The following is a 12,433-nucleotide window of genomic DNA, read 5'->3' as shown; positions in this document are numbered from 1 at the left end:
GGCCGCGTCGTATGGTGGCGATGATACGCATCGTCAATCGGCACTCGGTTCGCGAGCGTACCGTTCGGCGATTTGCTCGCGGGCGTGCGACGCGTCGTCGAACGGCACCTCGAACAGCGCCTCGCATCGCGGGGCGCAGGCACGATGCATTGGTCTGCTGACGCACCGAAGCCCCGCCGGATCGAATGATCTAATCGGACGGTTCGCGTCGTTCGCTCCGGCCGCGCCGCGGGCGTGCGCAGACTGGCGCGCGTGATGTCATCCCAGGGAAACGATTCGAGATGCGTAGATCGCAACGCCCGTTCCGCGCGTGCGCGGTGATTGCAGGCATGTGCATGGCAGGCGTGCTGTCGTGGCAGGCGTTCGCCGTGGCAGCGTCCGGCACGCCGGCACCGGGCGCGCTGCATGCGAACGTACCGGACGCGTACGTTCGTCCCGCTCCCGACGCGGCCGACCAGGCCGACGCGCTGCAACGCACGCTGGACGCACTGCAGCCGGGCCAGCGACTGGTATTCGCGCCGGGCCGGTATGTCGTCGGTCGGTCGCTGATCGTGCGGCAGCCGCATGTCGTGCTGTCGGGCTACGGCGCGACGCTGATCGCGACCGTCCCGGACGACCAGACGATCGAGATGCGCGGCGACGGCACGACGATCGTCGGGTTCCGGCTCACGGGAACCGGCACGGCGCGCCTCACGACGCCGGGTTCGACGAAGGTCGAGGTGACGGGGCGCGGCGTGCAGGTGCTCGACAACGTGATCGACGGCGGCGCCGGCGCCGGCATCTTCGTGTTCGGCGGCGCGGATGTCGCGATCGTCGGCAACGACGTGCTGGCGACGCTCGCGGACGGCATTCACATGACCCACGGTGCGCACAACGTGCTCGTGCAGGGCAATGTCGTGCGCGGCACGGGCGACGACATGATTGCCGTCGTGAGCTACCGGTCGGAACGCGTATTGACACGCAATGTGCTGATTACCGGCAACTCGCTCGAAGGCAACCCGTGGGGGCGCGGCATCACGGTGGTCGGCGGCGCGGACGTCACCATCGCGAACAACATCGTGCGCAACGTGCAGGTCAGCTCGGGGATTCTCGTCGCGCAGGAGGACAGCAACGGGACATCCGGCGCGTCCGACATCCGCATCGAGCACAACGTGATCGCGGAGATCCAGACCGCGACGGGCCGGACCGACGTGCGTCCGGTCACGCAGCAGGCGGCGATCGAGGTCAGCACCTGGTCGGGGGCGGTGACGCGCGTGACCGTGACCGGCAACCGCGTGTCGAACGCGCGATTCGACGGCATTCGCTTGTGGGGAAACGTGTCCGGTGTGCGGCTCGCGGACAACCGGCTGTCGGGCATCGGCGGCATGCCGGTGCGGGTCGGTCCCCGGCAGGACTGCACGAGCGGCCGGCCATCGCGGCCATCGGCGGCCCAGTTGAAAGGGGCGTCGTGTACGGCGGCGCGTCAGTCGCTGTCGACCGAGCCCGACGCGGTCGGCGCGGATACGTCGTTGCTGCCGCGCGTGCGCGAGACCGTCAGGCAGGCGCGCTGGTCGCAGCGCGGCATCGATTGAAATGGTGTCACGCGGTGTCGCACGGGCCGCGCGCCGCCTGCGAATCAAGGCGAGCGCACCGCCGCGAGCGGCGCGCACCTATCGAACGACGTCGCGTTGCGCCGCTTCCTGTTGCGGCTCGCCGGGTTCGCGTGGAGCGAGCGGTGCGCCTGACGGCCGCGGTCGCGCTTGCGCCGTCTCGACGACCGGACGTCCGTATTGATCGTCGAACCGGACGATATCGTCTTCGCCGAGATAGTCGCCCGACTGCACCTCGATGATCTCGAGCGGAATCCGGCCGGGGTTCTCGAGACGATGGACCTCGCCGACCGCGATGTAGGTCGATTCGTTCTCGCTGAGCAGGAACGTTTCGTGGCCGCGCGTGACCTTCGCGGTGCCACGCACGACGATCCAGTGCTCGGCACGGTGATAGTGCATCTGCAGAGACAACTGCTTGCCGGGTTCGACGACGATCCGCTTCACCTGGAACCGCTCGCCGAGATCGATCGAGTCGTAATGCCCCCACGGCCGCTGCACCTTGCGGTGCTCGCTCGCCTGCGGCCGACGGTCGGTTTTCAGCCGCGCGACGATGTTCTTCACGCGTTGCACATCGTGCTTGTTCGCGACCAGTACCGCATCGGGCGTCTCGATCACGACGACGTCCTTCATCCCGACGCACGCGATGAGCCGGCCCTCCGAGCGCACCAGGCTGTCCTGCGTATCCTCGAACACGATCGGGCCGCGCGCGACGTTGCCCTGGTCATCCTTCGGCATGATTTCCCAGATCGCATCCCAGGTGCCGACGTCCGACCAGCCGGCAGACAGCGGCACCACGATGCCTTCGATGCCGAGTTCGCTGTGTTGTGCGAGGCGCTCCATCACCGCGTAGTCGATCGAGTCGGACGGACATGCGTCGAAGGCCGTCGCGTCGACCCGGAAGAACGGATCCTCGGCGATACCCGCGCGCCACGCGGTGTCGCAGGCGGCATGGATGTCGGGCGCGAGCGCGCGGATCGCCTTCAGCCAGATCGATGCGCGCGTGACGAAGATCCCGCTGTTCCACCAGTAGTCGCCCGAATGCAGGTAGCGCTCGGCGAGCGCGGCATTCGGCTTCTCGACGAAACGCCCGATCGTGTAGCCGCCCTGGCCGCCGAGGCGGCCCGCGCGCGGTTCGCCGACTTGAATGTAGCCGTAGCCGGTTTCGGCGCGGCGCGGCAGCACGCCGAGCGTGACGATCGCGCCTTCCTGCGCGTAGCGTGCCGCGCGCCCGATTGCTTCCTGGAACGCGGCGATGTCGCCGATCACGTGGTCGGCCGGCATGACCGCGAGCACGGGATCGTCGGTGAGCGCGCTGGCGTCGAGCGCGGCGAGTGTGAGCGCCGGTGCGGTATTGCGTGCAGCCGGTTCGAGCAGGATGCGGGCTGGTGCTGCGCGGCCGACCACTTGTGCGGCGCTCATGATTCGATGCTGTTCGCCGCATACCAGCAGCAGCGTGTCCCCGAGCGACGCGTTCGCGATGCCGTTCAGGCGGCGCGCAGTCGCCGACAGCGGCGATTCGTTCGAGGTCAGCTCGATCAGCTGCTTCGGATACTGCTCGCGCGACAGCGGCCAGAGCCGCGTGCCCGAGCCGCCGGCGAGAATGACGGGCAGGATGCGGGGCAAGTCGGGTTCGGGAACCGGACGAAGGGTGGCGGTCATCGATTGGCTCCGGTATCGGCGGGCAGCCGGGTGTGCATGCGGCCGTCGGCGCGTACGTCGTCGTTTCGCGACCGGGGCGTCGAGACGGCCCGGGACAACAGCTGCCTGAGCGCGCCGGCGGCACGGTCTGTCGGCCGGACGAGCCCGATGAACGGTGCGCCCTGTTCGAGATACGGTCCGTAGGCCTTGCGGAATCCAAAGCGTTTGTAGAAGGCCTGCCGCTGCGCGGGAACGTGCGTGCGCACCGACGTGTCGGGCCAGGCGGCCTGCGCGGCCGTGAGCGCGCGCTCGATCAGCTGCTCGAGGGTGCGGTCGTCGCGGCATGCCTCGCTCGTCAGTACCTTGTCGATCACGATGTCCGGATCGACGTCGTCGCCGGGCAGGACGCGCGCGTATGCGACGACTTCCGCGGTGTCGCCGGTGAGCAATCGTGCGTACACGTGCAGCGCGTGCGCATCCTTGCCGTCGATGTCGAGATGCGTGTGCGCATCCTCGACCACCAGCACGGCGTTGCGCGCGCGCAGGATTGCGTAGAGATCGACGGCGCTCAGATGTGCGAATTCACAACAATGCCATTCCATGATGCGGTCCTCGTGTGAAGCCTTCAGCATGCCGCGCGACACGGACGCGTTCGTTTCGTGCGGTGCGGCGATGATCATGATGCGGATGCGTCGCGCGCCGGTCTGTTCGAAAGCGTACTCACGCTCCGGTTTCGGCTCGTGGTTCGCGCGCCGCGAGCGGCGCAATGTGCGGTAGCACACACCGGCCGCACCCGGGCATTCCCATAATTGACACGTCCCGACGGCCCGCCGCGAAATGTGAAACGCCGGCCACCGGCAGCGCATGAGACTGAACAACGGGGAGCAGCACTTGATGAGCGGGATCGTTCACGACGGGCGGGTCGTGCAGGGCGGTGCCGGGCACGCACGATCGGCCGCGGTTCGCGTGCCGACGTGTGCCGCATCGTCGAGACCACGTGCGGTGCGTGCGTTCTGCATTCGGACGCCATCGTTTCGGCGCAACCGTTAACGCGCGCATAGTTGCTGTGTCGTTGCGTGAGTTCGTTACGGCGTTGTAACGAACGCCCGGCGCGCGTGCGCTCGCATGTGTCATGCTGACGCCGCGCCACGCGGACGATTATCGACCGACGACACGGGCTGCCCGGTGTTTCTGCGGGATTCCGGCGAAAATCGCGTGCAATGGGCGGCACCGATCTTGCGGAAAAGTAGTATTTGCCACTGATTGAACGGGAATGGCCGTGAATAATCAAATCTGAGTCGCTAAACGCGCACCGCCCCGGGCGGGGGGGGACGTAATCGGCTGAATCGATGTTTATCTTTTGGTAACAAGACGGTCTCGAAACGGGATGTAAATTCAGGAGCGGATGAAATGAGGTTGCCATCTCGACAGCGGGTCGGCGGTCATCCGGTTCAGCAGTGGGCGCGACTGTCGGGTACGACGCGACGCAAATGCGAACGGAATGTTCGTTTGCCGACGTGCGTCGCCTGACGGCGCGTCGCATCAAAGCGGGAACGCCGTGGCTCCCGCGGCCGCGCGTTCCCTTCGAGTTCGATGACAACGAGGCCGGATGACATTCGGCTCGACCTCCGGGGGCTCTCGCCATGTGCGGTTTCGATCTTCGCCAAAGCTGCGCGAACGCAGCGCGGACAGGTGGCCATGCGCCGCCGCCCGTGGCGCACGCGAACGGGTCGCGGAGTGGAGAAAGTGATGGTTCGTTATGACTATGCCAATCGCGCGCGATAAGAGCGCCGGCGGGGGGAGGACTGGCGGGCAGCGTCCTCTGATCTACTGGACCCAGTCGCCGTCGGTGATGCTTCGCAAGGAACTCGCGCGACGCGACTGGAAAGTGGCGATCGTCGCGCACGCCAGCGAGCTGCGCGACACCTCCGGCGAAATCACCTGCGGCATTCTCGACCTGAGCGGTGGCCACGCCGACGCGATCGGCAGCATCGCGTCCACCTGCGCGTCGATGCGTGATGTCGTGTGGGTCGCGCTCGTCGAGACCGGCCAGACTGCCTCCCCGAACGTGCGCGCACTGTTGCGCGACTATTGCTTCGACTACATCACGTTGCCCGCGTCGCATCAGCGGATCGCCGATACCGTCGGCCACGCGTACGGCATGGAATGCCTGTTCGCGCGCGATCGCGAACGGCTCGAATCGCAGGAGAACGGCATCGTCGGCACCTGCAGCGCGATGCTGCGGCTGTTCGATACAGTGCGGCGCTTCGCGCGCACCGACGCACCGGTGTTCGTGTTCGGCGAGACGGGAACCGGCAAGGAGCTGACGGCCGTCGCGATCCATCGTCATTCGGAACGGCGCAACGGCCCGTTCGTCGCGGTCAACTGCGGCGCGATTCCGCCACACCTGCTGCAATCGGAACTGTTCGGCTACGAGCGCGGCGCGTTTACTGGCGCGAACGCGCGCAAGATCGGCTACGTCGAGGCCGCGAACGGCGGCACGCTGCTGCTCGATGAAATCGGCGACCTGCCGCACGAGAGCCAGGCGAGCCTGCTGCGCTTCCTGCAGGAGCGCGCGATCCATCGTCTCGGCGGCAGCAATCCGGTGCCGGTCGACGTGCGGATCGTCTCCGCGACGCACGTCGACCTGCGCGAAGCGATGGAAGAAGGGCGGTTTCGCGCGGATCTGTTCCACCGGCTCTGCGTGATGCGCATCGACCAGCCGCCGCTGCGCGCGCGCGGCAAGGACATCGAACTGCTTGCGGACCACATGCTCGAGCGCTTTCGCGGCGACGCGCGCCATCGCGTGCGCGGCTTCTCGACGGACGCGATTACCGCGCTCTACAAGCATGACTGGCCGGGCAATGTGCGCGAACTGATCAACCGTGTGCGCCGCGCCGTCGTGATGACGGAAGGGCGCCTGATTACCGCACAGGACCTCGAACTCGAATATTGTCTCGACGCGGCGTCGCCGTCTGTCGCGGACATCCGCAAGTCGATCGAGCGCGAAGCGATCGAGACTGCGTTGCTGCGCACCCGCGGGCGCGTCGCGGCTTCCGCGCGCGAGCTCGGCGTGTCGCGCGCGACGCTCTATCGCTGGATGGAGGCGTACGGGATCGAGCGGCCGAGAGGGACCGGCTCGTCCGACTGACGCGCGCGGCCTGCGGCCGTGCGTGCCGTATCGGCCGCGTCAGACAGCCGGCGTCGCGCGCACGGTTCGCGCCGCGTTGACCGCGCGGATGTCGACCGTCGGCGGCGTGCCCGCGCCGGAATGTGCGCCCGCGTGTTCCAGCGGCACGAGCGCGACGCGTGCGGGCGTACCGGGCGCGAGATGGAACCAGTCGTCGCGCGGCACGAAGCCCGGCGCGTCGATCTGCACGTGACGCGCGACATGACGCGTGTCGATGTCGACGTGCCAGGTGTCGCCGGTGCGCGACACGCATGCCTCGATCCCGGGTTCGCGGCGCGCGAACACGGCCGGATGCGTGCGGGACGGAAAGTAGAACGCCTGTGACAGCAGCGTGCCGTCCTCGGAGCGCAGCGTCGCGACGACGGTGTCGTGCTCGCACGGCCCGAAGCGATACGCGTAGGTCCAGTCAAAGAAGCGGCCGAGCAATTCGGCCGAGCCGAGCCGCACCGCGTCGTGTGCGGCGATCCGGACCGGACCGCCGGCCCGCGCGACCGGCGTGCGGCCGTCGCGCAGCGCGAGCAGCTCGACGGCGGCCGACAGCGGCACCGCGCGTTCGTTGATCACGTGCACGTCGAGCCCGTTCAGACCTTCGTCGACCACCAGGACCTGCACCGGCTGAAGCACCTGGCGCAGCGCATACCACGCCGATTTCGGCCGATGCGCCGCATCGATCAAGCCCCATCCGGCGCCCGGCATCACGTCCTGGAACTGCCAGACGAGCGCGCCGGCGCAGCGCGAGCCGGCGCGCCGCCATTCGGAGAGGGTGTCCCGCATCAGGTCGGCAATCGCCGCGCGCGACAGCTCGAAATAGCGCGACGGGTCTTCGCGCCGCAAGTGCTCGGGCACCACCTCGTACAGCGTGCGCAGATAGTGGTCGCGAATGTCGTCAAAATCCCACGACGCGCCGGGGTCGCGCGGCACCGCCGCCTTCCAGCGCGGCTCGTGGACACCCGGCCAGCCGAGGTCGGCCAGCGTTGCATCGCACGGCACGTTCGCGAACGCGAGGCATTCGCTCGCGAAACGCACGTCGGCGCGGCGCGCGTCGCCGAGCGGGCGCAGATACGCGCCGACGCCGTAGTAGTGCGACACGCGCTCGCGCGGCGTGAACGGCAGCGTTCCGCCGCCGGGCGAATCGGGGACGTAGGGGACATCCGGCCGTCGGGCCGCCGCGTGGCCAGCGAGCCGGTCTGCCGTCAGTTCGAGGAAGCGCTGCTTTGGCCCGAGCCCCGACATCGCCGCCTGCTGCGCGATCTCGCTGCCGCCGCACAGCACCGCGAGCGACGGCGATGCCCGGTGCCGCGTGAGGAACTGTTCGGCTTCGCGGTCGACGGCGTCCGCGAACGCGCGATCGTCGAGCGCGTAGTCGAAGTTCGCGAACATGAAATCCTGCCAGACCAGCAGCCCGAGCCGGTCGCACCAGGCGTGGAATGCGTCGGCCTCGTAGGTCATCGTGCCGCCGACGCGAATCATGTTGAAGCCGGCGTCGCGCGCCTGCCCGAGCAGGCGGCCATAGGTCGCGTCGTCCGCGTGCAGCGCGAGCGGCGCGGCACTGCTCCAGCATGCACCGCGCGAGAACACCGGCACACCGTTCACGCGCAGCCCGAACCCGTTACCGTCGGCGCCGGTGTCCTGCTCGATCGTGCGGAAACCCGTCACGCCGAGCGGCCGCCGGTCGGCGCCGGTGTGCAGCGCGATCTCGTAGAGCACCGGCTCGCCGTGTGTGTGCGGCCACCAGCGGCGCACGTTGGGCACCGCGACGGTGGCGTGCAGGCGATCGGCGCCGCTGCGTTCGAGCGTCGCGTGGTGCTCGCCGCACGACAGCCGGGCCGCGAACGTGTCGGACAGCGGCGCGGCGAACGCGAGTTCCGCGTCGAGCCAACCGGTGTCGCCGTCGACGCGTGCATGCAGGTCGCAATGAACCAGAACGGGGCCGTCGGCCGGGTCGAGCACGTCGACGGGCCGCCACGGACCGGTCGGCACGCAGCGCGGAAACCAGCCCGGCATGTGTCCGAGCAGCGACGTGCGCACGGTGCGCAGCGTCGCCGGTTCCGCAAGCCGCGTGCGCCAGCGGGCGCGGCGCGGTGCGCGCGCGTCGCGCAGGTGCGGCGCGAGTGCGCGAAAGCAGACGGTCAACCGGTGTGTGCCGTCGAGCGACACGGGAACGTCGTGCGCGACGAACATGCTGTCCGAGTGCAGGATCGGCGTGTCGTCGAGCCAGGCGTCGGCGAGCGTCGCGAGGCCGTGAAACCGCAGCATGCGCGGTCCGTGTCCGTGCAGTTCGACGCGATACCAGTGGTCGCGCTCGTCGAGCGAAGCCGTATCGTCGGGCCGGCCGGCCAGCACGAGCGCCTGCGCGACCGTGCCGGGCACGGGCGCCGCGATCCAGCCGGCAGCGCCGGGGAGCTCGCGCGGCTCGCGCGCGGCGCCCGCCGCCGTTGCGAGCATCGACCACGCGAGCGCCGCGGGCGCGCGCGTCACCGCATCAGCGGCACGGGTGCCGCGTCGATGCGAACGGGGGTCGCGTGCTGCCGCGACGACGTGATCTGCCGTGCGCAGTCGACGAGATCGGAATAAGCCGCTTCGATCGCTTCGAGCGTCCCGTCGCCGCGTTCTTCCTTGCCGCGCGCGCAGGCCCGCGCGAGCCGGAATTCCAGCACCATCGCCTCGGACGCAATGCGATCGCACGCGGTGCGGAGTTCGGCGAACGGGCCGACGCAGCCGCTTGCCTGCAGCCAGCGCGTGTAGTGGCCGAACAGTTCGAAGTTCGCGCCGAGTTGCCGTACCGAATTGAACGAGTACGCGTGGAAGCGTTCGAGCGGTGAATCGGCGAGCGATTTCGCATCGATCTGCAACTGGCGCCGGAACGCCGAGACCGGATTGACGACCGGCAGGCGCCGCAAGTGATGCTGCAGCGCGGCGAGCGACGCTTCGCACAGCGCGCGCTCGTCGAGCGGCGCGAAACGTCGCTTCGCGCACTCCACATAGGGCGGCAGCGGCATCGGCGAGCTGCCGCCGACGAGGCCGTCGTAGTCGAAATCCTCGGCCACGTAATAGCTGCTGTTGTGGAAGTAGCCGATCTGGTGTCGTACCCGATCGATCGCGTCGATGCCGATCGTCGTCTTCGTATGTTGTGTGCGGTAGCTGCTGCCGCGCGTGTCGGGCAGGTACCACGCGTCGACCTCGACGATCATCAGGTGACCGCGCGCGACCTGCGTCTCGATGTGCTGGTCGAGCGATTCGTAGATCGAGTGTTCCTGCACGACGATTCCGTAGAGCCGCTCCAGTTCGTCGTGCGGAAACTTGAAGAACGTGAACTGGTCGCCCTCGAAATCGAGCGCGATCGTAAACGGCAGCGCCGCATACGGATTGAGGCCCCACCACCTGAGCACCTCGAGCCACATGTCGACGTAACAGTTGGTCTGTTTCCAGACCATTTCCTGGCTGTGCAGCGGGTGTGGCCGGTAGTGGCGTGCGCGGTGGCGCACGTCGTCGAACGACACGTCCTCGCCGTCGCGGGACACGAAGTTCATCGCGTGCTCCACAGCACGTCGCGGACTTCGCGCGGCCACGCGTCGATGTCGAGGCCGTGGTGGCGGAACAGCGCGAGCGTCAGCCGTTCGAGGCCGAAGCCGACGCAGCCCGTGTGCGCGACGTCGCCCGTCGCGGTGCGGATGTCCCACAGCAGCCCGAAGTGATCCATGTGGTAGTTGAAGCTCAGGCACGCGGTCTGCCGGTCGTCGTGCTCGATCGGGATCAGCAGCTCGAACTTCAGGTTCTGCTCGCGCTGGCTGTTCGCGACGATCTTGCCGCCGCGCCCGAAGAACGGATCGTTCGCGAGATCGATCGTGTTCGGCAGGCGCAGCGCGTCGATCATCCGCGTGCCGCGCTCCATCCAGGTCTCGCGGAACGCGACGATTTGCTCGGGCGTGCCGATCCGGACGTACTCGCGCATCCGGAACAGCTGCATGCGGGTCGGGTCGAGCGACGGCTCGTGACGGAAGCAGTACGAGAACACGTCGACGATCCGGCCGTCGCCGGGCAGCGCACCCGCGCGCGCGACGACCGGGTAGACCGGATAGCAGGCGGCCGGCGTCATCACGACGTAGGTCGGCTTCTGGTCCTCGGTCCAGTCCTCGCCGCGGTCGAGGCACTGCAGCAGGCGCTGGTGGCGCCGTTCGTCGCCGCCGAACGCATGCACGCTGCCCGCGAGCTGCGGGAAGCTCTTCATGTATTCGCTGCGCTCGAACTCGGTCCGGCTCATCGCCGGCGGGAACCGCAGCACGTCGGCCTGCTGGTCGGCACCGAGCCGCGTGACGAAGGCATCGAGCGCTTCCACGACGCGCTCGAACCGCTCGCTGCGGCCGAACAGGCCCTGGATGCCGGTCGACACCAGCAGGCCCGCATCGATCAGCGCGTCGCGCAGCGGATTGACGCCCGCGCGGTCGAGCGGCGCGTCGGACGGCGCGGGGGCGGTGGAAGCGGTGGAAGGCACGGGCAGGCGATCGTTCACGAGTGTTTCTCCAGCGTCGCGGGACGCAGTGCGAGCAGCAGGCTCGAGGTATTGGCGGCGATGCGGTCGTTGCTGATCATCAGCGGCGCCGCGTGCAGGTCGCGAAGGTGGCGGCCGATGCTGAACGGCGTGCCGTGCTTGTAGCCGGCCATCCCGCAGATCATCATCGCCTGCTGCACGACCTCGAGCGCCGTCGACGACACATAGGTCTTCAGTGTGTTGATTTCGGCGGCCCAGGCCATGCCGGCCGACCACGAACGGGACGACGCGCGCGCGTACAGGCGCAGCACGTTGTCGACGCGTGCCTGCATCGCCTGCATCAGCGCGAGCGATTCGGCGATGCGTCGCGACGCCGGCGACGGCGCACCATCGCTCTGGCGTGCCTGCGCGCGGAAGAACTGATGTGCACGATGGAATGCGTCACCGGCGACCCCGATCCATACCGCGGCCCACAGGATGTGCGAAACCGGCACCATCGTCTGTTCGGCGATCTGCGCGAACGGCACCGGCAGGCATTGCACGGTCGCGCCCTGCGCGTCGAGCACGAAGCCGTTGCTGCACGTGCCGCGCATGCCCAGCGTGTCCCATTCGCCGCGGCGCGTGAGCGTATAGCCGTCGCGCAGCAGCGTGACGAGCACCTGCTCGGACGCGGGCGCGTCGGCGTCGCGGCGCGCGGTCGCGAGGATGCCGTCCGCGTAGTCGCCGTACGAGATCGTCGGTGCGGCCTTGTGCAGCCGGAATTCGCCGCCGTTGCTTTCGAGCGCGCACTGGCTCGCACGCAGGTTGCCGCCGACGCCGTCTTCCGACGTCGCCGACGCGAGCAGCCACTGGTGCCGCACGAGCTGCTGCAGGAACAGCCGGTGCCAGCCCTGGTCGGCCGCGTGATCGACGATGCAGGCAACCTGGATCTGGTGCATCGCGAACACCATTGCCGACGACGCACAGGCCTGGCCGAGGATCGAGCATGCGGAGACGACGTCCGCGAGTGACGCGCCGGCGCCGCCGAGCGGGGTCGGGACCATCGCGCCAAGCAGGCGGCGTGCCCGCATCGCCTCGATCGCCTCGACGGGGCAGCGCGCGTCGCGATCGACCGCGTCCGCGTGCTGCGCGGCGATCTGGGCGACGGCGTGCGCGGCCTCGTCGAGCCGATGCGCTTCGCCGTCGGCCGCGAGTTCGGGAAGCAGCGTGCTCATGCCGAATGCTCGGCGCGTTGCAGGGTGGCGATCGTGTCCGCGAGCGCGTCGATGCTGCGGAACAGGTTGCGGTTCAGCATCTCGTCGGGAATCTCGATGTTGAACTGCTTCTCGATCGCGAGCATCAGCTGGATCGTGTCGAGCGACGAGAGGCCTGCTTCGTAAAGGTCGTCCCCGTCACCGATCGAATCGATCGCTGCTTCGAGATGGGCGACGTGCTTGAGGATGGTTCTGATTGCGTTTTTCACGTGCTGCTCCGGCATGCGTGGTGTCGTCCGCTCGGGCGAACGCGCGCAGCGCGCTGACGTCCCCC

9 protein-coding genes are annotated in these 12,433 nt (G+C 68.5%); 2 read left to right on the top strand and 7 right to left on the bottom strand.

What is annotated here, in order from left to right:
- The first annotated feature begins 281 nt into the window (after positions 1 to 281).
- Complete coding sequence (locus GEM_RS21850) at positions 282 to 1,571, top strand: right-handed parallel beta-helix repeat-containing protein (RefSeq protein WP_041490787.1); 1,290 nt, start codon at positions 282 to 284, stop codon at positions 1,569 to 1,571.
- A gap of 78 nt (positions 1,572 to 1,649) precedes the next feature.
- On the opposite strand, the gene GEM_RS21845 is transcribed toward GEM_RS21850, so the two are convergent.
- Positions 1,650 to 3,248 carry a mannose-1-phosphate guanylyltransferase/mannose-6-phosphate isomerase gene (locus GEM_RS21845; protein ID WP_014899570.1) on the bottom strand — a complete coding sequence of 533 codons (1,599 nt, stop codon included), beginning with the start codon at positions 3,246 to 3,248 and terminating at the stop codon, positions 1,650 to 1,652.
- Positions 3,245 to 3,859: a drug:proton antiporter gene (locus tag GEM_RS21840; RefSeq protein ID WP_420358933.1), complete on the bottom strand. Its 615-nt coding sequence runs from the start codon at positions 3,857 to 3,859 to the stop codon at positions 3,245 to 3,247. The genes GEM_RS21845 and GEM_RS21840 overlap by 4 nt, the downstream gene beginning before the upstream one ends.
- A gap of 1,127 nt (positions 3,860 to 4,986) precedes the next feature.
- Between GEM_RS21840 and GEM_RS21835 the strand changes: the two genes are divergently transcribed.
- On the top strand, positions 4,987 to 6,378 hold the full coding sequence (locus GEM_RS21835) for a sigma-54 dependent transcriptional regulator (RefSeq protein WP_041490786.1): 1,392 nt from the start codon (positions 4,987 to 4,989) through the stop codon (positions 6,376 to 6,378).
- A 39-nt stretch (positions 6,379 to 6,417) separates the two neighbouring features.
- On the opposite strand, the gene GEM_RS21830 is transcribed toward GEM_RS21835, so the two are convergent.
- Genes GEM_RS21830 through GEM_RS21810 form a run of 5 tightly spaced genes read right to left on the bottom strand, consistent with a single transcriptional unit; the run spans position 6,418 to position 12,368 of the window.
- Positions 6,418 to 8,895, bottom strand: a complete 2,478-nt coding sequence (locus tag GEM_RS21830; RefSeq protein ID WP_014899567.1) for a glycosyl hydrolase 2 galactose-binding domain-containing protein — start codon at positions 8,893 to 8,895, stop codon at positions 6,418 to 6,420.
- Positions 8,892 to 9,947, bottom strand: a complete 1,056-nt coding sequence (locus GEM_RS21825) for a DUF1839 family protein (RefSeq protein WP_014899566.1) — start codon at positions 9,945 to 9,947, stop codon at positions 8,892 to 8,894. The genes GEM_RS21830 and GEM_RS21825 overlap by 4 nt, the downstream gene beginning before the upstream one ends.
- Positions 9,944 to 10,927 (bottom strand): amino acid--[acyl-carrier-protein] ligase, encoded by a 984-nt coding sequence (locus GEM_RS21820; RefSeq protein ID WP_014899565.1) that lies wholly within the window; start codon positions 10,925 to 10,927, stop codon positions 9,944 to 9,946. The genes GEM_RS21825 and GEM_RS21820 overlap by 4 nt, the downstream gene beginning before the upstream one ends.
- Positions 10,924 to 12,120 (bottom strand): acyl-CoA dehydrogenase family protein, encoded by a 1,197-nt coding sequence (locus GEM_RS21815; RefSeq protein WP_014899564.1) that lies wholly within the window; start codon positions 12,118 to 12,120, stop codon positions 10,924 to 10,926. Before GEM_RS21815 ends, GEM_RS21820 begins: the two co-directional genes overlap by 4 nt.
- Complete coding sequence (locus tag GEM_RS21810; RefSeq protein ID WP_014899563.1) at positions 12,117 to 12,368, bottom strand: acyl carrier protein; 252 nt, start codon at positions 12,366 to 12,368, stop codon at positions 12,117 to 12,119. The genes GEM_RS21815 and GEM_RS21810 overlap by 4 nt, the downstream gene beginning before the upstream one ends.
- Positions 12,369 to 12,433: the final 65 nt, after the last annotated feature.

The sequence above is a fragment of the Burkholderia cepacia GG4 genome (genome assembly GCF_000292915.1).
In the GTDB taxonomy this organism is placed as follows: domain Bacteria; phylum Pseudomonadota; class Gammaproteobacteria; order Burkholderiales; family Burkholderiaceae; genus Burkholderia; species Burkholderia cepacia_D.
The sequence above is the reverse complement of the archived record's forward strand: the minus strand, read 5'-3'. Positions and strand labels throughout refer to the sequence as shown.

Bases quoted from the DNA above. Each gene is read 5' to 3' on its own strand.
- GEM_RS21850 (WP_041490787.1), top strand. From the start codon at position 282: ATGCGTAGATCGCAACGCCCGTTCCGCGCGTGCGCGGTGATTGCAGGC.
- GEM_RS21845 (WP_014899570.1), bottom strand. From the start codon at position 3,248: ATGACCGCCACCCTTCGTCCGGTTCCCGAACCCGACTTGCCCCGCATC.
- GEM_RS21840 (WP_420358933.1), bottom strand. From the start codon at position 3,859: ATGCTGAAGGCTTCACACGAGGACCGCATCATGGAATGGCATTGTTGT.
- GEM_RS21835 (WP_041490786.1), top strand. From the start codon at position 4,987: ATGACTATGCCAATCGCGCGCGATAAGAGCGCCGGCGGGGGGAGGACT.
- GEM_RS21825 (WP_014899566.1), bottom strand. From the start codon at position 9,947: ATGAACTTCGTGTCCCGCGACGGCGAGGACGTGTCGTTCGACGACGTG.
- GEM_RS21815 (WP_014899564.1), bottom strand. From the start codon at position 12,120: ATGAGCACGCTGCTTCCCGAACTCGCGGCCGACGGCGAAGCGCATCGG.